The organism is Faecalicatena orotica (genome assembly GCF_905197545.1).
Classification (GTDB): Bacteria; Bacillota; Clostridia; order Lachnospirales; family Lachnospiraceae; genus Faecalicatena_A; species Faecalicatena_A orotica.
Genome location: NZ_CAJJZH010000002.1, coordinates 499,946 through 519,637, shown reverse-complemented (window position 1 = coordinate 519,637; position 19,692 = coordinate 499,946). Strand labels below are relative to the sequence as shown.

The window sequence follows — 19,692 nt, the reverse complement described above, 5'->3', positions numbered from 1 at the left end:
TCTGATTCTGTATATTACTGTTCTCTGAAAACAATCTTTCCGGTCTTCGCGTCCATGCTCTCCACAATCGCCAGAGATTCCAGCTGGAATCCCAGATTACGGATACTGCGCCCGCCTGTCTGGAAGCCCTTTTCCACTGCGATCCCGATTCCTTCCACCGTGGCACCGGCTGACTGCACGATCTGGATCAGCCCCTGCAGTGCACATCCATTTGCAAGGAAGTCATCGATAATCAGTACATGGTCATCCGGTGACAGAAACTTCTGCGCCACAATCACATTATTTTTACATTTATGTGTAAAAGATTCTACTTCAGCCACGTACATCTCACCTTCCAGATTGATGCTCTTTGCCTTCTTGGCAAACACAACCGGAACATGAAAATGCTGTGCCACGACACATGCGATGCCAATACCCGAAGCCTCGATTGTTAAAATCTTATTGATCGGTTTATCCGCAAAACGCCTCTTGAACTCTTTTCCCATCTCGTCAAACAGATCGATGTCCATCTGGTGGTTCAGGAAACTGTCGACTTTCAGTACATTTCCTTCTTTCACAATCCCGTCTTTTAAAATTCTTTCCTCTAAAATATTCATCCCTGCGGCTCCTTTTGTTCTTTATCCCTGCTTTACTTTAATATCTTAATATCCTTTTCCGGCATGTTGGCCTGTACAATCTCCAAAAGGCCCTGCTCATCAAATGCCTTCCTTGTCATAACAAGGGCATACTGCCTCTCATAATAAAACCCGGCGGCCTTTTTCGTAATCCGTACTTTCCTGATCTCTTTCCATGTGAAAAACTTTTTATTCTTGTTCTGTATCACGGCAATCCCCCGGTCTGAGACAGAAAATGTAACAGGCTCGCGGTAAATCTGATTATTCCTCATCTGCCTTGCCGCATCAGTCCTCAGCTGAAACGGCGTGGAAAAAGCCATTGCAGCGGCAATTACGATCAGTGCAATCATCCAGCTTATACTGATTCTCCCAACCGCATACATCACCACCCCTGCTATCAAAAATGCAATGGAAAAAACAATGGAAAAAATTCCGGTTAATCCCGAATAGGAGTGGTGCAGCATAAAATCATACAGTGAATCTTTCGTCATCTGCATCTTAAATTTCTTTTCTCTGTTCCCCATGATAAAATAACCTCTCTTTTAATTTTCTTCTTCATCCTTATGGAAGATCTCAAAGACCTTGCGCAGAAGATAAGAATTCAGCCATGTGACCAGTGACACCCCTATCACGATCCAAAGCGCAATCCCTATCATCAGGGTACTTGTATTCAGAAATGTCAGAATCACAGGCCCCGCCGTTATCACGAGCATAAGCAGTGTATAAGGCAGTTTTGCCACTGAAAGTATCAGGGCGTTCTTAAATGTATTCCGAATCGAGTTCTCGTAACGGGCAGTCAGCGGGAACACATAGATTACTACGCAGAGCCATACAATGCTGAATATAATAAAAATACTCTGGAACACGGTCCTCATCGTAGACGACATTCCCGCAGCCACTCTGGAGTCAATTCCGATTATAATACCGAGTACGGCCAGAATCAGCCAGATAAGCGTACTCTTTTTAAAGTTCTCTTTAAAAGCCCCCAGAAACCCTTTTACAATATAACCTTCTTCATTCTTTACGACCTTCAGCATCACCGTATAAAGTGCCGTGGTTGACGCCCCTATCGTCACAAGCGGGATGGAACATACGACCCAGAGAATATTCAGCAGCATAAAATCACAAAGTCTGCCCAAAGCCCGCATTACTACATTATCTGTCCAATTCATGTTACTCCTCTTTTCTTGCTGTACTATACTTTCTGTTTCCATATCTGTCCGTAATTTAGACAAAATGGAATTCCGGCACACCTTGTCGAATCACGCCGGATTTTGAAACATAAAACAATTATACTTGAAAAGGCCAAAGGACACAACACACATTTCAAGAAATTTTTTATCTAGATACTGATAGCCGCTCTGCCTGTAAATCATAAGATTTAAGGGCCGGGCGGCTATTACCTTTTATTCCTATTGTATTGGCTCAAAATCGGAGGCCGGGTGCTTGCAGATTGGACATATAAAATCGGCCGGAAGTTCTTCCCCCTCATATACATATCCGCAGATCTTGCAGATCCACCCCTTTTTCTTCACCGGCTGCGGAGCCGGCTTGATATTCTTGTGGTAATAAGTATATGTTACCGATTCGGCATCTGACAATACTTCCGCATCTGTAACATCTGCAAGGAACATCGTATGGCTTCCCAGATCTGTTTCAGAAATTACTTTTCCTGAAATATATCCGTTCACCATATGGTCCGGATAAGCGATCCCGTTCGCTGCACGTGAAAAGGCGAAATCTGCCATCTTGTCAACATCTCTCCCGCTCTGGAAGCCGAAATGTTTAAAGAGCTCAAAATCAGCCTCTGTATCGATCATGGAAACATTGAATTCCTTCGTCTTCATAATCATGTCGTGCGTATAGTTCTGCTTGTTTACTACAATAATGATCCTGTTCGGCTCCGCCGTCACCTGCATCGCCGTATTGATAATACATCCGTTGTCCTTTTCCCCGTCTTTTGCCGTCAGTACAAATAAGCCGTACGTCAGCTTAAACATTGCCGCCTGATTCATATGATGTCCTCCTCTATATTCTTTCTATTCTTTTAAACTGTATAAAGCAAGTATATCATAGAAGGGTACAAAAAAACAGCCGGATTATTCCGACTGTTCTTTGTAAGCGGGTGATGGGAATCGAACCCACGTATCTAGCTTGGAAGGCTAGTGTTCTACCATTGAACTACACCCGCGTCATCTCTGACACGAGTGATATCATACCATACCTTTTTTTATATTGCAATACCTAAATTAAATTTTTTTTATTTTTTCTTATTTTTTACCATGCACTTTTCAGCCTGTGCCGCGCCTTCCCTCTTGCCAATCCCTGAAAATTGTTTTATATTTATAACTGTTCAGAAGCCTGAACAGAAATATATATCAGAGAGGAGTTACCGAGATGAATCTGAACCAGATTGCCATGCTCCAGAAGTTCAAAAGCAGCATCGACCAGTTCCGCAGTAACCATCCTAAATTTCCAATGTTTGTGCAGGCGGTTGCACAGGATGCCCTTGTGGAAGGCACAATTATAGAAATAGCTGTAACATCTCCCGAGGGGAAACATTACAGCTCTAATATTAAGTTAAAGGAAGAGGATATTGAGCTTATGAAGATGATTCAGCAGATGAACGTCTGAATCATGCCCTGTTTTGCAGGACACCCGGTATTTCTCTAAAATACGTGGTGTCCACCGAATTTCTCAAGAAAAACTTCCCGGGGCAGCGGTTCTGAAAAAAAGTACCCCTGCCCTACATCACAATGAAATTCTTTCAGGATATTTAGCTGGTCTTCATTTTCAATACCTTCTGCCGTGGATATTACCTGATTCAGTCTCCTGCACATATCAATCGAATTCTCTACCACAATCCTTGCCTTTGGATTACTTTTCAGATCATCCACCAGACTTTTATCCAGCTTCAGCTCCACAAAATTCATATTAATAAGGATCGCAAGATTCGAGTACTGGTAGCCATAGTCATCAAGTGATACAACAAACTTGTACTTTTCAAAATCTTCCATCAGCCCCTTTAAAGCTCTGGGTTCCATCTGGCTGACACTCTCTGTCACTTCGATCACGAGCAGTTCAGGCGGTACTTCATACCGTTCCCTGATCTCAGCAAGCCTGTTCACAACGCGGCTTCCCATCAGGCTGAGCCGTGAGAAATTAACAGATACCGGAACCGGGGTGCCCCCGCTTTTTATCCATTCCTGAAGCAGCTTGCACACTTCTTCGAAGGCATAGCAGTCCAGATACTGGATCACGCCTTCCGTCTCGTAAAGGGAAATAAACTTATCCGGAAGAAGGATTTCTCCATCTTCGCCCTCACGCCGCATCAGTGCTTCTGCACCGACCATCGCGCCCGTTTCCAGATTGATCTTCGGCTGGAGGTAGATTTCAAACCGTCCCGCCTCGATGTCACGGACCAGTTTTCTGGCAAGTGCTTTATGCTGCAGGCGCCTGCCGTCCAGTACAGATCCGTAATAGACCTGCTTTTCCACATACATCATGCTGTCGCTGTAGCCAATCTGCTCCTCAATATTAACGTTTCCCCTGCCAAAATTAACACCCATAGAGAAATCGCAGATACATTCATCCTCCGCATAATCTCTCAGGCCGTCCAGACACTCCTCAAATTCTTCCTTCGTCCCGTCTATATACAATGCAATAAACTCATCCCCGCCGATCCGGTAGGAATGTTCTGGGAAATACCGCCGTATCCCCTGTGCCACGCTCCGAATCATCTCATCTCCATATGGATGGCCAAAATGGTCGTTTGCATACTTTAAACCATTGATATCCACGAATACTACGCCAAGTGACTTTAAGTGTGCAGCTTTCAGGTCCTCGATTTTCTCCAGATAACTGTTCCGGTTTCCCAGTCCTGTCAGCGCATCGACATGGCTTAAATCCTTCAGTTTATAAATCATCCGGCGTTTATAAATATCATTGCTCACAAAGAATGCAACCGAATGAAGCAGGCTGACCTGTTCGATATCCTTCGTCGGGTTATCCACACCGATAAATCCGGCAATCTTCTTTTCACCCCCATACCTTTCAGAAGTCTCCTCCCAGATCGGCGCAGCCATATGCCTGTTAACGCCCAGCTTCTGAAGTATCTCTGGCAGCTTGGCCTCCCCTTCTTCACAGTATTGGGGGAAACAAACCGCCTCTTCCTCCTCAAAATGCTCTTTCCACTGGGACACATACTCCATCGGTATATTCTGGAGTTTCTTCTTTCTGGGCATCAGGTCTTTCCTGTGCCATTCATAGGTATTAGACACCGTGTTTTCAGAATAATTACATTCATAGATAAATGCATGCTCTGCCCTGTAAAAGCCCCCGATAATCTCCAGAAGACTATGGATCGCCACATCCATGTCTTCATTCCCTGAAAGCGCATGAATACACTGTACAACTGTCTCCTCGGCAGAAAGCTGCCGCTCCAGATCTTTATTGTGTACCTCACTATCCGTGATATCCACGCAGATCTCCAGCCTGTAATCCTTCCCGTCGATCTCAACAAGCTTATCACGCAGTTTAAAATATTTCCCCAGTTTTTCATTATAATGTTTCCATGTATAAAAACGCTCTTTTGTTATGCGGTCATTCGTACAAAAGGGGCACGGGGTTTTCCGGTTCTGAAAGAGTTCATAACAATATCTGCCCTTATAATCTTCCCCCGGAGCCAGGTCAAGAGTTTCCCGCATAGCCTGATTCAGATAAATCACTTCATATGTTTCCGGATCAGAGATATAGGCTATATTTTCACTTTCATCCACAATCAGAGGATATATCTTTTCTTTTTCAACCATATCATTCACCTGTTTATCCTTCCGCGCCTGCATAAAACATAAGGCATCTCATATTAATTATTCAGCATGTAAAAGAGCTGCCATTTTCCAGACGTATACTGCTATGCTCTGATATTCTTTTTATTATACTATATTTTTTCACGATTTCCTATACAGATTCATGGAAATTTGACAAATGCTTCTTTGACTTATCCGGATAAAAGTACTATAATTCCATAAGACATAATAGAAAAGGGAGTAGTGAAAGATGAGCAAAAGAATCGATAAGAAAAAACTGAAGAGACAAAGTGACTTAACCTCAGGCAGTGTTGGAGCAGCACTTGCCGTACCAGTATCTGAACCGGCCCCATCTGTCAATCCGAAGGCCTGCATGCAGACAGACTTCTTCATCCAATATCAGAATCAGGAATATCTGGAGAGGGAAATTATAGAAAAGATCAGGGAAAAATGTAAAGCTGAAGGAACCGAACTTTCGGCTGCTGGAAAGCTTTGTGTATATCTGAAACCTGAAGAGGGGAAGGCTTACTACACATATGGTGATATCAGCGGATTTGTAGAAGCATAGTCCGTGTTCTTTTCCCACAAAAAACTCCCCGCAGAGCCTGTTCTGCCGGGAGTTTCCTTATATCCATTTTAATCAGGTCCTATTCTTTTCCGTCAAAGCAGTACGTACAGAGCTTGCATGCCGGAAGCCCGATAGATTCCACCAGGTCATCCAGCCTGTGATAGCGCAGGCTCGTGAAATTCTGGCGTCTGCGAACTTCTTCCACCATTTCCTCATAGCGCTTGCAGCATGGGTCTGCATACTCGGCCAGGATTTCAGGTGTTACTTCCTCCTCACGCTCTTCAATGATTCTTCTGGTAATCAGGTCCAGTTCTGATTTAGAGCGGGAGAAATTCAAATATTTACATCCAAACAATAACGGCGGGCATGCCGGACGGACATGTACTTCTTTTGCACCGCTCTGGTAAAGAAATTCCGTCGTCTCCCTTAACTGGGTTCCTCTTACGATAGAATCATCAATGAGAAGCAGTTTTTTATTTTCAATCAGTGCCTGAACCGGGATCAGCTTCATCTTTGCAATCAGATTTCTCTGGCTCTGGTTGGTCGGCATGAAAGAACGGGGCCAGGTTGGTGTATATTTAATAAACGGGCGGGCATAGGGGATCCCTGATTCATTGGCATAACCAATCGCATGGGCGATTCCGGAATCAGGCACCCCGGCAACAACATCGGGTGTTACACTGCCGGCATCACGCTTTGCAAGCATACTTCCACATTTGTAGCGCATCTCCTCTACATTGACCCCTTCGTAGGAAGACGTGGGATAACCATAATATACCCATAGGAAAGAACACATTTTCATCTCTTCTCCCGGAGGGCTTACCGTCTCAACACCGTCCGGTGTGATAAATACGATCTCAGAAGGTCCCAGTTCTTTATAATCACTGTATCCAAGATTAATGTATGCGAAATTTTCGAAGGAAACACAGTATGCGTCCTCTTTTTTGCCAACTACAAGCGGAGTTCTGCCATACCTGTCTCTGGCCGCATATAGTCCTTCCGGCGTCATCAGAAGCAGAGTCATCGACCCGTCTACAATCTTCTGTACATATTGTATTCCGGCGGTAATCGTGTCAGCTTTACAGATCAGGGATGCAATCAGTTCCGTAGCGTTAATCTGGCCGCCGCTCATCTCCTGGAAATGAGTGTGTCCGTTCTCATATACCTTATCCAGCAGTTCATCCATATTGTTAATCTTACCGACCGTTGTAATTGCAAAACTTCCAAGATGTGACTGGATTAAAAGCGGCTGCGGCTCATAATCGGAAATACAGCCGATCCCTAAATTTCCACTTAATTCTTCCACATCTTTATCAAACTTGGTACGGAACGGTGAGTTCTCAATATTGTGAATCGCTCTTTGAAATCCGTCTTCTCCAAATGTTGCCATTCCACCTCTTCTGGTTCCCAGATGAGAATGGTAGTCCACGCCGTAGAAAAGCTCTAATGTACAGTTAGTCTTAGACGCCACACCAAAAAAACCACCCATGTTTTATTCTCCTTCTCAAAACAAATTTTCATCAGTACAGTACGGAGCTGCACAGTAACACCCCGTGACAGCATACAGTGTACCACATTAAACTTCCAGACGTAAAGTAACAGTCTGTCATTTTTCGAGATATTTATCCCGGAGTTTTTGTTTATTATCAACAGAAAGCCCAAGCTGGTTTTCCAGATAAGCATCCATCGACCCGTAGTTTTTATCAATCGTATCCAGTGCTTTTTCCAGATATGCCTGTTCTGCCCCGGCCATTGACTTCGCCGCTTTTACGGCCTCTTCTGGGAGCCCTTTGCTTCGGATAAACTGTTCTAACTGCTCAATGTTTTCGCGGTAATACTGGTTCGTAAGTATGTAGTCTTCCAAAATTGTTTCCCTGTCTACACCCAGCGCAGATAAAATCAGCACAGAGCCAAATCCTGCCCTGTCTTTTCCTGCTGTACAATGCCACAGAATGGCTCCCTCCCCATGATTGAGAAGGACCTCAAAAAAGTTAGAATATCCTTTCTGTGATACCGGGCTTAGTGCAATATCTACATACATATTCTCCATCGCACCGCCCGTAATGAACCCCATCACCTTTTCCAGCGGAAACGCACCTCCTGCCGCAGCCGCCGCCATTCCCTGATTCTCTTTCGCTGATTCGTCAAGAATACCAAAGTGGTAGCTGCACACACCCTCAATCTCAGGGTCAGGCGCCGCCTCTCTCTCAAATGTTGTCCTGAAATCTACCACTTCCGTCAGGTGATATACATTCTTCAGACGGTCCAGATCCCCTTCTTTAGCATCCGCCAGTTTTCCCGTGCGCAGCAGTACGTCCTTTTTAATGCGCCTTGAATCCGCCCCGGTATAGCCGCCGAGCTGTCTGGCATTGCCGATACCGGTAAGGCCTATTGATTTTAAATCCATACCTGCCTCCTGTTTTTACATCATACTTTTTTCGTGCTTTTTGAAAAAAGCACACTCTGTTTTATATTATAGCCTGTTTTCACGTGTTGTACAAGAAGCGTTACTCTTCGGACCGGGTTTCCAGTCTAAACTGATTTTTCTTATACGTCAGCAGCCCATCCTTCTGCATTCTGGACAGTTCCGCCGACAAGGCGCTTCGTTCCACTGACAGATAATCGGCCAGCTGCTGCCGGTTGAACGGTATCACAACACTTTGTCCACCCTGACGCAGGGCCTCCTGTGACAAATAGGACAAAAGCCTCTCCCTGATCGTCTTCGGTGTAATATGATTGATCTTCTGCGCCAGATTCAGATTCTTCGATGCCATGATCGTCACCAGATTCCTGATCAGTCGCTGGTGGTGTCTGCACGAGGAAACACACGTACTCATGACCTTCCATACATCCAGAAACAAGACTTCCGATGGCCTGACCGCAATCACATCCGCGAACATCGGCTCTTCAGATATACAGGCATAAGTCTCCGCAAACACCTCCCCCGGCATTATATTCCCGATAATGTTCTGGTTCCCCCACACATCTGTCCTCACAATGTGAATCCCGCCTGACAGCAGCAGTCCCATTTTGTGTATGGCCTGCCCCGCATGAAAGATGGTGTACTCCTTCGGAAAAGATTTTTCCTGCGCCCCCAGGCACCCCAGCATCTCTTCTGCCTCCTGCTTTGTGCAGCCCTTAAATAATTCTGTATCCGCAATAAACTGATAATCCATTTTTTTCACCTATACAATCTTTTTCTAATTTCGTTGTTTTAACAACATGATTATATTTTAAAGTATAGTACAATACGTATATTAAGTCAAAGTCCTGCATCAGACTGTGGGGATGAATGCTTGTAGAAATGCTTGTAGAAATGCTTGTAGAAAACCAGGAGGATTCAAAATGATACGAAAAATTATAGAAATCAACGAAGAAAAGTGTAACGGCTGCGGTCTGTGTGCCGAAGCCTGTCACGAAGGTGCAATCGAAATGGTTGACGGCAAAGCCCGTCTCATGAGGGACGATTATTGTGACGGACTGGGGGACTGCCTTCCGGTCTGCCCCGCCAATGCCATCAGTTTTGTAGAGCGCAAGGCCGCTGCCTATGACGCCGATGCTGTAAAAAAGCATCAGGAAGAAAAAACGGATGGCCAGCTGCGTCAATGGCCGGTACAGATCAGGCTTGCCCCTGTCACAGCCCCTTATTTTGAAGATGCGAAGCTTCTGATCGCAGCCGACTGCACCGCCTACGCTTATGCAAACTTCCACAAAGCTTTCATGCGCGGGAAAATCACACTGGTGGGCTGTCCGAAACTTGACGCGGTGGATTATGCAGAAAAACTGACCGAAATCCTGACCCATAACCATTTTCAGAGTGTCACCGTCGCACGCATGGAAGTCCCCTGCTGCGGCGGACTTGAGCAGGCTGTGAAAACTGCGCTGATTAACAGTAAAAAAATGATCCCGTGGCAGGTTGTCACATTCACTACCGATGGAAAAATACTCGATGTATAAATAAACACCCCGAAAAGGGAATGCGCTTCTTATGTGAAGGCATCCCCTTTTTCATACCCTATGGCAATTTTGCGGCCCAGTATTCAACTGCTGCCTTTAAGAATCCTGCACAGCCCGGTACGTCACTGTCATAATATTTCGTAAACCGTTCATCTGCCGTGTACATCTGCACCACACCAATATGTGCCTGTACGGAATATTTCTTCCAGGTCATACACAGCCATTCCTTATGAAGCCCGGCAATTCTTTTTCCTGCTTCACTCTCTGGTTCTTCCCCGGTACGTACGGCTACATTCAAACTTTCACAAATCTCTTTTTCCAGCCTCCGAAAGTCTTCATATTCCTCTTCTGTCATATTCAACAGTTTCTGATTTGATCCATCCACTTCTGCTTCCCCGTATCTGCTTCTGATCTCCTGACCATAAGCCTCCTCGTTTTTCATAACAGCATCCCTTTTGAATGCTTCGAATTTTTCCTGATTGCTCATCGTAATTTCTCCCTTCATTGACGAGATCGTCTTCTTCACGGCAGTTATCATACTGTTGATCCTGAGCTGCTCTTTTTCAAGCTCCTCAAGATGTTCATGGAGGGCGTCCATAATATTAAAATCGTCACCATACAGAATCTCCGCAATCTGTTCCAGCTTAAGCCCGCGTTCACGGTAAAATAAAATCTGCTGCAGCAGCTCCAGTTCCCGCTCCCCGTAGTAACGGTATCCCGATTCCCGGACTCCTGCCGGCTTCAATAATCCGATGCTGTCGTAGTAACGCAGGGTACGTGCACTGATACCCGCGATTTCCGATACCTGTCTGATACTGTATTCCATAAGTCTTACCTCCTGCCGTAATTCGAATATACCAGTTGACGCAGCGTCAAAGTCAAGTGGGGATTTATATTTTTATTTTGTATTTCAGGATAAGTGATCCTGTTTCTTCTATATTTATTATATCTGCTTATTAAGAATTATTACAGGCCTTTATATGCTTTTCATATTTAGACATTTTTTTACAATATACGCTCATCTTCGCGATAATTTTCTTTACTTCCACTGCCCTTGTCTACTATAATGTTATTTGACAGGTTATGCCAATTCATAAATTTAAAATAAATAGGAGGACAAAGTATGTCACAGAGAACAGACATCCACAAAGTACTTATCATCGGGTCAGGCCCGATCATCATCGGGCAGGCATGTGAGTTTGACTACTCCGGCACCCAGGCTTGTAAGGCACTCAGAAATTTAGGTTATGAAATCGTTTTGGTGAACTCCAATCCCGCGACCATTATGACGGACCCGGAAACAGCAGATGTTACCTACATCGAACCGCTGAATGTGGAGAGACTGGAACAGATTATCGCAAAGGAACGTCCTGACGCGCTGCTCCCGAACCTTGGCGGCCAGTCCGGACTGAATTTATGTTCGGAGCTTGCTTCAGCAGGTATTCTGGAAAAATACGATGTGGAGGTTATCGGTGTTCAGGTAGATGCCATTGAACGCGGGGAGGACCGTATCGAATTTAAAAAAGCCATGAATGAACTCGGCATCGAGATGGCAAGAAGCGAAGTTGCCTATACCGTTGAGGAAGCACTTGCAATCGCTGACGAGCTTGGATACCCGGTTGTTCTGCGCCCTGCATACACGATGGGCGGCGCCGGCGGCGGACTTGTTTATAACAGGGATGAATTAAGGACCGTATGTGCACGCGGTCTCCAGGCCAGCCTTGTCGGACAAGTACTGGTGGAAGAATCGATCCTTGGCTGGGAAGAGCTGGAGCTTGAGATTGTCCGCGACAAAGATAACAACATGATCACCGTCTGCTTCATCGAAAACATCGACCCGCTCGGTGTGCATACCGGTGATTCCTTCTGTTCCGCGCCGATGCTGACAATCTCTGAAGAGTGCCAGAAACGTCTTCAGGAACAGGCCTACAAGATCGTGGAATCCGTACAGGTAATCGGCGGTACAAACGTACAGTTTGCACACGATCCGGTGAGCGACAGAATCATCGTCATTGAAATTAACCCGAGAACCTCACGTTCCTCCGCCCTTGCTTCCAAAGCAACTGGTTTCCCAATCGCACTTGTCTCCGCTATGCTTGCTACCGGACTGACCTTAAAAGATATCCCGTGCGGCAAATACGGTACTCTGGATAAGTACGTTCCTGACGGAGATTATGTAGTCATCAAATTCGCACGCTGGGCATTTGAAAAGTTCAAAGGCGTCGATGACAAACTCGGGACACAGATGCGTGCAGTCGGTGAAGTTATGAGCATCGGAAAGACATATAAAGAAGCTTTCCAGAAAGCAATCCGCAGTCTGGAAACCGGACGTTACGGACTTGGCTATGCAAAAGACTTCGCTTCCAAAACAAAAGAAGAACTCCTCCATCTCCTGATCACGCCATCCAGCGAGCGCCATTTCATTATGTATGAGGCACTCCGTAAGGGTGCATCTGTGGAAGAAATCCACGGGATCACAAAAGTGAAGGAATGGTTCATTACACAGATGAAAGAACTGGTTGAGGAAGAGGAAGCTGTCGCAAAAGAAAAAGGACACCTCCCTTCAGATGAACTGCTGGCTTCTGCAAAGAAAGACGGATTCTCCGATAAATATTTAAGCCAGATTCTGGAGATTCCGGAAGATGATATCAGAAACCGCCGCATTGAGATCGGCGTGGAAGAGGCATGGGAAGGCGTTCACGTTAGCGGCACGCCGGACAGTGCTTACTACTACTCCACCTACAATGCAGAAGATAAAAACCCGGTAAACGAAGACAAGCCGAAGATCATGATTCTGGGCGGAGGTCCAAACCGTATCGGACAGGGAATCGAGTTCGATTACTGCTGTGTACATGCATCACTTGCATTAAAGAAACTTGGCTTTGAGACGATTATCGTAAACTGCAACCCAGAAACAGTTTCCACAGACTACGATACCTCAGACAAGCTTTACTTCGAGCCTCTGACTCTGGAAGACGTCTTAAGTATCTATAAGAAAGAAAAACCGGTCGGTGTCATCGCGCAGTTTGGCGGGCAGACACCACTGAACCTTGCCGCAGACCTGGAAAAGAACGGCGTGAAGATTCTGGGAACCGCACCGTCTGTCATCGACCTTGCAGAAGACCGTGACCTGTTCCGTGCAATGATGGAAAAACTGGAAATCCCGATGCCGGAATCCGGAATGGCTGTTAACGTAGACGAAGCAATCAATATCGCAAAGGAAATCGGCTACCCGGTTATGGTTCGCCCGTCCTATGTATTAGGCGGACGTGGAATGGAAGTGGTATATGATGATGAAAGTATGTCCAACTACATGCAGGCTGCGGTAGGCGTTACACCTGACCGCCCGATCCTGATCGACCGTTTCCTGAATCATGCAATGGAGTGTGAAGCGGATGCAATCAGTGACGGAACACATGCATTCGTTCCTGCAGTTATGGAGCATATCGAGCTTGCCGGCGTACACTCCGGTGACTCCGCATGTATCATCCCTTCTGTACACATTTCAGAGGAAAATGTAAAAACGATCAAAGAATATACAAGAAAAATTGCAGAAGAAATGCATGTCAAGGGCCTCATGAACATGCAGTACGCAATCGAGAATGGAAAAGTATATGTACTGGAGGCTAACCCACGTGCATCCAGAACCGTGCCGCTTGTATCCAAGGTCTGCAACATCCGCATGGTGCCGCTCGCTACCGACATTATCACTTCCGAAATTACAGGAAGACCGTCTCCGGTGCCGTCATTAAAGGAACAGAACATCCCGAACTACGGTGTCAAAGAGGCCGTGTTCCCGTTCAACATGTTCCAGGAAGTAGACCCGGTACTCGGACCTGAAATGCGCTCCACAGGAGAAGTGTTAGGACTCTCTGCCTCCTACGGTGAAGCCTTCTACAAGGCTCAGGAAGCAACCCAGACAAAACTCCCGCTGTCAGGAACTGTACTGATCTCCGTAAGCCGCAAGGACAAACCAGAAGTTGTAGAGATCGCAAAAAGCTTTGCTGAAGACGGATTTAAAATTGTAGCGACAGGAACGACCTACGACCTGATCCGTGAAAACGGAATCGAAGCTGAGAAAGTAAAGAAACTCTACGAAGGCAGACCAAACATCCTGGACCTGATCACCAACGGAAAGATAGACCTCATCGTCAACACACCGGTAGGAAAAGACAGCGCCCACGATGACAGTTACTTAAGAAAAGCAGCAATCAAAGGAAAAATCCCTTACATGACCACAATGGCAGCCGCAAGAGCCACAGCCAAAGGAATCAAGTACGTGAAAGAACACGGCAACGGGGATGTAAAATCCTTACAGGAACTGCACAGCGAAATCACAGATAAATAGGAATCATTTCTCATTTGAGTCACTACCTTCCGATTCGAATAAAGCAGCCCGGAGTAACCGGGGAAGGGGCTTATGGGAATGCGGGTTTTGATGAAAAGCAGCCCTAAATGAAAACGAGCGGGAAATGAAGGCTGAAATCAGGCTTACAAAGCCTGATTTCAAGCCGGCCTACAGAGTAAACGCATCCAGCGTTTACTCGCATGCCGGCGGTGCCTTCATTTCCCGCTCATTTTCATCTAGGGCTGCTTTTCATCAAAACCCGCACTCCCATAAGCCCCTTCCCCGGTTACGCCGGGCGGACTCTATTCGAAACCTAAGGCAGTATATGCCCCGCACTCAAATAAATCTGATACCACTCTTCCCGCGTCAGGTTTATTTCGCTTCCCTGTGCGATCTCTTCCAGCCTGTTCAGGTTGGTTGTCCCTGCGATCATCTGAACATGGGCCGGATGTCTTAGTATCCATGCTGTTGCTATTGTAGTTGGTGTGGCATCATAACGCTCAGCCAGATCCTCCAGCTGCTGATTCAGTTCCGGATACTTGCTGCTGCCAATAAACACGCCTTCAAAGAACCCATACTGGAATGGTGACCATGCCTGAATCGTCATATCTTTCAGCCTGCAGTAGTCCAGAACACTGCCGTCACGGTCTACTGCCCCGTCTGTCAGCATGTTCACTTCCAGCCCGCTGGCAATCATATTAGAAAATGGAATACTCATCTGAAGCTGGTCCGTTACGATGTCCTGCTTGACATACTTCTTCAGCAATTCTATCTGCATCGGCTTGTGATTCGATACACCAAAGTTTCTGACCTTTCCGGATGCGTTTAAAAGGTCAAATGCTTCCGCAACCTCTTCAGGCTCCACAAGGGCATCCGGGCGGTGGAGCACCAGAACATCCAGAAAATCTGTGTTCAGTCTTTTCAGGCTGTTTTCTACGGATTTAATAATATGTTCCTTAGAAAAGTCATACATAACACCGGGTACGATTCCACATTTGGACTGGAGGATAATATCCTCGCGTCTGAACTCGGTGCGTTCAAATGCTTCTGCGAACAGCGTCTCACATTTTCCGCTGCCGTAAATATCTGCATGTTCAAAGAAGTTCATGCCAAGTTCCATGCATTTATTGATATAATTCTCCAGATCTTCCTCATCCAGAGCATTAATTCTCATGCATCCCGCCGCGATTACCGGAACTTCCAGGCTGCTGGTTCCCAATGTCATTCTCTTCATCTCTTGTATCCTCCTGCATAATAATCGACTTCATTATAGTATCAAAATAAGGAAAAGACCCAACGTAGTCCGCTTGATAAAGTGGCATGTTGGGTTTTCGTTTCTATTATTATATGCTTACCAAAATAGCTTCGTCAAGAGCTTTCAGGGAAATCAGAGACGAAGCTACAAAAACGGCTTCATATCCTTCATGAAATCTTCAAGGGCTTTGACTAATTTTTTTGCTATGGACTTCGCCGGTTCTTCCGCCTCCGTATTGCTGTTGAGGGCCTCGCTAATTGATTTGATTCCCATGCTGCAGCCATCTATCATAAGTTTTGCCACCTCTCTGCGGTTACCCTTGACCATAAGTTTCATCTCTGTCGTCATCCAGGAAAAGGCTTCCGCCATTATGGGTGGTTCTTTTTCGGGTTCCCCGTATTTACGGAGCTGCTGTGCGGTTTCTTCGTCCAGCCTCTTGTATTTTTCATCATAATGCCCGATTACTTTCTCCAGTTCTGCATCTTCCGTGATGAACTTCCTGACCTGTTCGATGCTGTCGATCCCCATTTTACAGCCTTTGCTGCATTCATTCAATAGTTTTACCGTCTGTTCTCCCACACATAATACCTTCTTTCATTTTTTCTTTAGTGTGGGCTTTTTTTGTAAAAATATTCCTCTTCTTGTAAGATCAATTCTGTTGAAAAACGAAAAAGCGTGAGACCTTTCGATCTCACGCAGGGTAGTTATTTCTTTAATTTGTTCTTTCTGAAGTTATTATAGTAGTCGTCATGTACGCTCTTAACTACCTTACTTAAGAATACAAGGCCGATGATATTCGGAATAACCATCATACTGTTAAAGCAGTCTGCCATATCCCATACAAGGCTTACCTTTGCAATAGAACCAAGTACTACACATACACATACCAGAACTGTGTAAATCTTTACGGCTTTCGGTCCGAATAAGTATTTTATATTTGCTTCTCCGAAGAAATACCATCCAATAATGGTAGAGAATGCAAAGAAGAACATACAAATCGCGATAAAGATTGATCCGAATTTGCCGAATACTGCTGTAAATCCTGCCTGTGTCAGTGCTGTTCCTGTTAAAGAACCATCTGGTGTTACCGAGCGTGTTGTGATGATAACAAGTGCTGTTAATGTAAGGATAACGAATGTATCAATAAAAACTCCCATCATTGCTACAAAGCCCTGCTCTGCCGGATGATCTACTTTTGCAATTGCATGTGCATGAGGTGTGGAACCCATACCTGCTTCATTTGAGAACAGTCCACGTGCAACACCTTTCTGCATTGCCTTCTGGATTGTAGCTCCAAGCACACCGCCGCCGATTGCCTGAGGAGCAAATGCACCTACAAAGATTTCTTCAAATGCAAGCGGAATATTCTTGAAGTTAGCAAAAATTACGATAAGTGAACCAATGATATAGAACAATGCCATAATTGGTACGACTTTTTCTGTTACAGAAGCGATACGTTTGATACCTCCTGCAAAGATCAGGAATGCAAGGATGGCAACAATCACGCCTACGATAACAGGATTGATACCGAATGCTCCGTTGAATGCGTCTCCGATGGAGTTGGCCTGTACCGCATTTCCCATGAAGCCTAATGCAAGAATGATTAAAACTGCAAAGACCCCGGCAAGTATCTTACCAAACATATTGTTGTGGAATGCTGCCTTTATGTAGTATACCGGACCGCCGGTAACCACGCCGTCTTTTCCGACAACTTTGTACTTCTGTGCCATCATGGCCTCTGCATAGATCGTTGCCATTCCAAAGAATGCGCTGACCCACATCCAGAAGATCGCTCCCGGACCTCCGACTGCAATTGCTGTTGCCGCTCCTGCCAGGTTACCTGTACCTACCTGTGCAGCAATTGCTGTTGCCAGTGCCTGGAAAGATGACATACCGTCTGCCCCGGCTGCTCCCTGCTTTTTGAACAGGCCCCCAAATGTCCGGTTCCAGCCCTCTTTGAACCCTCTGATCTGAACAAATCCCAGTCTGACTGTAAACCAGACTCCTGCTCCGACGAGTACTACGATCAATAAATAGCTCGTCAGAAAATCATTCACCTTTACAACAATTTCTCCCAATGCTTCCAATGGCTGATCCCCCTGTTCTTAGATTATAGTGTGATTCTATAAATCTATTTATTTTACCTATTCACTAAAATAATATAGTATATTTGCCAACAATTCAATATGTGGAATTGCACAGAATTTATAAAAATTTAATAGAAATTTTATTAGTGAAATTTTTAACGGAGTCCTTTGATTTTACGGGGGTTTCCAACATTTTTGACATTTTTTTGTCTAATAATTACAAAAATAAATTTTGTGCACTTTTACCATTGCATACATTCTGACATCACACATATGCCTGCTGCGCCGCATAAAACCATACTTTCCACGCATTTTTCCGACGCGCTCATCCCGCCAATCGCGTAGACCGGAATCTTCACGGCTGTGCAGACGGAACGTAAAAAATCTTTCCCACGGGGTGCTGCTCCCGGTTTGCATCCGGTCTCAAAAATATGTCCGGCCGTGAGGTAATCCGCTCCCAGCGCTTCTGCCAGAAGTGCCTCTTCAACGGAATGTACCGAAGCTCCCTTCTTCCTGATATGAAGTATTTTTTTCTTAGATACAGGGTGATGCATCTCATCCTGCAGAAGATTCAGAGGATAATGAACCACATCAATTCCACATTGTACAGCCGCATCTGTATAAGTATGTGCAATGCATTGCACGCCATATCTGAGACAGATTTCCTGCACCTGTGCCAGAAGCCGTGCATACTCATTCACAGGCAAATCTTTTTCTCTGACCAGCACCGCTTTCGGATGCCTGGAGCAGATTCTTTCGATTTGCTCCATGTAAGGGCGGTCACATAAATTTCTGTTTGTAACCGCGATGATATTTTTATAACAATCTTCCCCCCTACACATACAGATAATCCTTCATGACCGGCTGCAGGTCCAGATCAAGCAGATCCTGATAGACCTCCTCCACCGAACGCCCGTCCGATATTTCAAACTGGTCGTCGCCCTTCTCTTCGATGTCTTCCACATGTTCGCCGATTCCCGTGCTGACGCCGGCGGAAATCTTCGTGGCCGCAATATTGACAAGATTGTTCCTTACCCGTGCACATTCCCTTGTCGAAACCGTTATACTCGAATACGGCATAAACAGTCTGTAGGCCGTAACTACCTGAAGGAGCTGCGGTTCATGGACATCCATCGGATTGATCTTCTCGTTATTGATAATCGGGCGCAGCCGCGGGCAGGAAAATGCGATTTCGGCGTGCGGATATTTTCTCTGGAGCAGGTAGGCATGCATTCCCGTCGCAAATGCGTCTTTGCGGAAATCGTCCAGTCCGAGCAGCGCCGCAAAACCAACGCCCCGCATCCCGCCTCTGAGTGCACGCTCCTGTGCATTCAGCCTGTACGGGAAGATTCTCTTATGCCCGGCCAGGTGGAGTGTCTCATATTTTTCTGCATTGTAGGTTTCCTGAAATACTGTCACGTAATCAGCACCGCATTTGTGGAGATAAGCGTATTCATCCGAATTCACGGGATATATCTCCAGACCGATGACGTTAAAATATTTTCGTGCAATTTCACAGGCTTTTCCGATATATTCCACACTGGATTTTGCCCTGCTCTCCCCTGTCAGGATCAGGACTTCTTCAAGTCCGCTTTCAGCAACCGCCTTCATCTCCTTCTCGATCTCTTCTTCGCCAAGCTGTGCCCGGTTAATCTTGTTATGACAGTTAAACCCACAGTAAATGCAGAAATTTTCGCAGTAATTGGCTATGTAGACAGGGGTAAACATATTTACACCGTTTCCGAAATGCTTCCTCGTCTCTATTCTTGCACACTGTGCGAGTTCCTCCAAAAGGGACAGCGCCGCAGGGGATAGAAGCGCCGCAAAATCCTCCGGTGTGCGGCTGTCGTGTGCCAGTGCACGCCGGACATCCGCTTCTGTATACTTGTTGTAATCGTATGTATTCATGGCAGATAATACCTGTTCCTGAATTTCCGATTCGATTACTTCCATCCCCGGGAGATAGGTCATATGGTCGATACGGTTTTTCTTCTGCCACTCCTTGATTTCAGCATTTAAAATACTTTCATTTACATGATTCTCTTTGCTCATTTC

At 45.6% G+C, this 19,692-nt stretch carries 18 protein-coding genes and 1 tRNA gene; 4 read left to right on the top strand and 15 right to left on the bottom strand.

Features of this window, described 5'->3' with window-relative positions; genetic code table 11:
• Nucleotides 1–14: 14 nt before the first annotated feature.
• The 5 genes from ABIN22_RS05925 to ABIN22_RS05905 all read right to left on the bottom strand — a co-directional run bounded on the left by ABIN22_RS05925 (nt 15) and on the right by ABIN22_RS05905 (nt 2,805).
• Nucleotides 15–596, bottom strand: coding sequence for a xanthine phosphoribosyltransferase (locus ABIN22_RS05925; RefSeq protein ID WP_118621390.1), 582 nt, complete (start codon nt 594–596; stop codon nt 15–17).
• Nucleotides 597–628: 32 nt separating this feature from the next.
• Complete coding sequence (locus ABIN22_RS05920; protein ID WP_346907308.1) at nt 629–1,138, bottom strand: hypothetical protein; 510 nt, start codon at nt 1,136–1,138, stop codon at nt 629–631.
• Between the two features lie 18 nt (nt 1,139–1,156).
• Nucleotides 1,157–1,786: a YesL family protein gene (locus tag ABIN22_RS05915; RefSeq protein WP_118621392.1), complete on the bottom strand. Its 630-nt coding sequence runs from the start codon at nt 1,784–1,786 to the stop codon at nt 1,157–1,159.
• A gap of 240 nt (nt 1,787–2,026) precedes the next feature.
• Nucleotides 2,027–2,629, bottom strand: a complete 603-nt coding sequence (locus ABIN22_RS05910) for a flavin reductase (protein WP_346907306.1) — start codon at nt 2,627–2,629, stop codon at nt 2,027–2,029.
• 105 nt (nt 2,630–2,734) lie between these two features.
• Nucleotides 2,735–2,805: transfer RNA gene (locus tag ABIN22_RS05905), tRNA-Gly, on the bottom strand.
• A gap of 206 nt (nt 2,806–3,011) precedes the next feature.
• Here ABIN22_RS05905 and ABIN22_RS05900 point away from each other — a divergent pair.
• Nucleotides 3,012–3,248 carry a hypothetical protein gene (locus ABIN22_RS05900; protein ID WP_346907304.1) on the top strand — a complete coding sequence of 79 codons (237 nt, stop codon included), beginning with the start codon at nt 3,012–3,014 and terminating at the stop codon, nt 3,246–3,248.
• Between the two features lie 35 nt (nt 3,249–3,283).
• Here ABIN22_RS05900 and ABIN22_RS05895 read toward each other — a convergent pair whose 3' ends face one another.
• Complete coding sequence (locus ABIN22_RS05895) at nt 3,284–5,425, bottom strand: sensor domain-containing diguanylate cyclase (protein ID WP_346907302.1); 2,142 nt, start codon at nt 5,423–5,425, stop codon at nt 3,284–3,286.
• 247 nt (nt 5,426–5,672) lie between these two features.
• Between ABIN22_RS05895 and ABIN22_RS05890 the strand changes: the two genes are divergently transcribed.
• Nucleotides 5,673–5,990, top strand: coding sequence for a DUF6465 family protein (locus tag ABIN22_RS05890; RefSeq protein ID WP_346907300.1), 318 nt, complete (start codon nt 5,673–5,675; stop codon nt 5,988–5,990).
• A gap of 79 nt (nt 5,991–6,069) precedes the next feature.
• On the opposite strand, the gene ABIN22_RS05885 is transcribed toward ABIN22_RS05890, so the two are convergent.
• The 3 genes from ABIN22_RS05885 to ABIN22_RS05875 all read right to left on the bottom strand — a co-directional run bounded on the left by ABIN22_RS05885 (nt 6,070) and on the right by ABIN22_RS05875 (nt 9,166).
• Nucleotides 6,070–7,479, bottom strand: a complete 1,410-nt coding sequence (locus ABIN22_RS05885; protein WP_109730158.1) for an amidophosphoribosyltransferase — start codon at nt 7,477–7,479, stop codon at nt 6,070–6,072.
• A 117-nt stretch (nt 7,480–7,596) separates the two neighbouring features.
• Nucleotides 7,597–8,397: a tyrosine-protein phosphatase gene (locus ABIN22_RS05880; RefSeq protein WP_346907298.1), complete on the bottom strand. Its 801-nt coding sequence runs from the start codon at nt 8,395–8,397 to the stop codon at nt 7,597–7,599.
• 100 nt (nt 8,398–8,497) lie between these two features.
• Entirely contained in the window at nt 8,498–9,166 is a 669-nt protein-coding gene (locus ABIN22_RS05875; protein ID WP_346907296.1) for a Crp/Fnr family transcriptional regulator, read from the bottom strand.
• Between the two features lie 169 nt (nt 9,167–9,335).
• Here ABIN22_RS05875 and ABIN22_RS05870 point away from each other — a divergent pair, with 169 nt between their 5' ends.
• Nucleotides 9,336–9,947 (top strand): 4Fe-4S binding protein, encoded by a 612-nt coding sequence (locus ABIN22_RS05870; protein WP_346907294.1) that lies wholly within the window; start codon nt 9,336–9,338, stop codon nt 9,945–9,947.
• 58 nt (nt 9,948–10,005) lie between these two features.
• Here the strand turns inward: ABIN22_RS05870 and ABIN22_RS05865 are convergent, their stop codons facing one another.
• Nucleotides 10,006–10,773 (bottom strand): MerR family transcriptional regulator, encoded by a 768-nt coding sequence (locus ABIN22_RS05865; protein ID WP_346907292.1) that lies wholly within the window; start codon nt 10,771–10,773, stop codon nt 10,006–10,008.
• A gap of 297 nt (nt 10,774–11,070) precedes the next feature.
• On the opposite strand from ABIN22_RS05865, the gene carB reads away from it, so the two are divergent.
• Nucleotides 11,071–14,295 (top strand): carbamoyl-phosphate synthase large subunit, encoded by a 3,225-nt coding sequence (gene carB / locus ABIN22_RS05860; RefSeq protein ID WP_346907290.1) that lies wholly within the window; start codon nt 11,071–11,073, stop codon nt 14,293–14,295.
• Nucleotides 14,296–14,608: 313 nt separating this feature from the next.
• Here the strand turns inward: carB and ABIN22_RS05855 are convergent, their stop codons facing one another.
• The 5 genes from ABIN22_RS05855 to thiH form a co-directional block, all read right to left on the bottom strand.
• On the bottom strand, nt 14,609–15,529 hold the full coding sequence (locus ABIN22_RS05855; protein WP_118621399.1) for an aldo/keto reductase: 921 nt from the start codon (nt 15,527–15,529) through the stop codon (nt 14,609–14,611).
• 165 nt (nt 15,530–15,694) lie between these two features.
• Nucleotides 15,695–16,129, bottom strand: a complete 435-nt coding sequence (locus ABIN22_RS05850) for a hypothetical protein (RefSeq protein ID WP_118621400.1) — start codon at nt 16,127–16,129, stop codon at nt 15,695–15,697.
• 125 nt (nt 16,130–16,254) lie between these two features.
• Nucleotides 16,255–17,637 carry an alanine/glycine:cation symporter family protein gene (locus tag ABIN22_RS05845; RefSeq protein WP_118621401.1) on the bottom strand — a complete coding sequence of 461 codons (1,383 nt, stop codon included), beginning with the start codon at nt 17,635–17,637 and terminating at the stop codon, nt 16,255–16,257.
• A gap of 242 nt (nt 17,638–17,879) precedes the next feature.
• Nucleotides 17,880–18,479 carry a thiamine phosphate synthase gene (locus ABIN22_RS05840; protein ID WP_346907287.1) on the bottom strand — a complete coding sequence of 200 codons (600 nt, stop codon included), beginning with the start codon at nt 18,477–18,479 and terminating at the stop codon, nt 17,880–17,882.
• Nucleotides 18,472–19,689, bottom strand: a complete 1,218-nt coding sequence (gene thiH / locus ABIN22_RS05835; RefSeq protein ID WP_346907285.1) for a 2-iminoacetate synthase ThiH — start codon at nt 19,687–19,689, stop codon at nt 18,472–18,474. Before thiH ends, ABIN22_RS05840 begins: the two co-directional genes overlap by 8 nt.
• Between the last annotated feature and the right edge of the window lie 3 nt (nt 19,690–19,692).

Excerpts from the sequence above, each read along its gene's own strand:
- ABIN22_RS05925 (WP_118621390.1), bottom strand. The coding sequence starts at position 596 with ATGAATATTTTAGAGGAAAGAATTTTAAAAGACGGGATTGTGAAAGAA.
- ABIN22_RS05920 (WP_346907308.1), bottom strand. The coding sequence starts at position 1,138 with ATGGGGAACAGAGAAAAGAAATTTAAGATGCAGATGACGAAAGATTCA.
- ABIN22_RS05915 (WP_118621392.1), bottom strand. The coding sequence starts at position 1,786 with ATGAATTGGACAGATAATGTAGTAATGCGGGCTTTGGGCAGACTTTGT.
- ABIN22_RS05910 (WP_346907306.1), bottom strand. The coding sequence starts at position 2,629 with ATGAATCAGGCGGCAATGTTTAAGCTGACGTACGGCTTATTTGTACTG.
- ABIN22_RS05900 (WP_346907304.1), top strand. The coding sequence starts at position 3,012 with ATGAATCTGAACCAGATTGCCATGCTCCAGAAGTTCAAAAGCAGCATC.
- ABIN22_RS05895 (WP_346907302.1), bottom strand. The coding sequence starts at position 5,425 with ATGGTTGAAAAAGAAAAGATATATCCTCTGATTGTGGATGAAAGTGAA.
- ABIN22_RS05890 (WP_346907300.1), top strand. The coding sequence starts at position 5,673 with ATGAGCAAAAGAATCGATAAGAAAAAACTGAAGAGACAAAGTGACTTA.
- ABIN22_RS05885 (WP_109730158.1), bottom strand. The coding sequence starts at position 7,479 with ATGGGTGGTTTTTTTGGTGTGGCGTCTAAGACTAACTGTACATTAGAG.
- ABIN22_RS05880 (WP_346907298.1), bottom strand. The coding sequence starts at position 8,397 with ATGGATTTAAAATCAATAGGCCTTACCGGTATCGGCAATGCCAGACAG.
- ABIN22_RS05875 (WP_346907296.1), bottom strand. The coding sequence starts at position 9,166 with ATGGATTATCAGTTTATTGCGGATACAGAATTATTTAAGGGCTGCACA.
- ABIN22_RS05870 (WP_346907294.1), top strand. The coding sequence starts at position 9,336 with ATGATACGAAAAATTATAGAAATCAACGAAGAAAAGTGTAACGGCTGC.
- ABIN22_RS05865 (WP_346907292.1), bottom strand. The coding sequence starts at position 10,773 with ATGGAATACAGTATCAGACAGGTATCGGAAATCGCGGGTATCAGTGCA.
- carB (WP_346907290.1), top strand. The coding sequence starts at position 11,071 with ATGTCACAGAGAACAGACATCCACAAAGTACTTATCATCGGGTCAGGC.
- ABIN22_RS05855 (WP_118621399.1), bottom strand. The coding sequence starts at position 15,529 with ATGAAGAGAATGACATTGGGAACCAGCAGCCTGGAAGTTCCGGTAATC.
- ABIN22_RS05840 (WP_346907287.1), bottom strand. The coding sequence starts at position 18,479 with ATGTGTAGGGGGGAAGATTGTTATAAAAATATCATCGCGGTTACAAAC.
- thiH (WP_346907285.1), bottom strand. The coding sequence starts at position 19,689 with ATGAGCAAAGAGAATCATGTAAATGAAAGTATTTTAAATGCTGAAATC.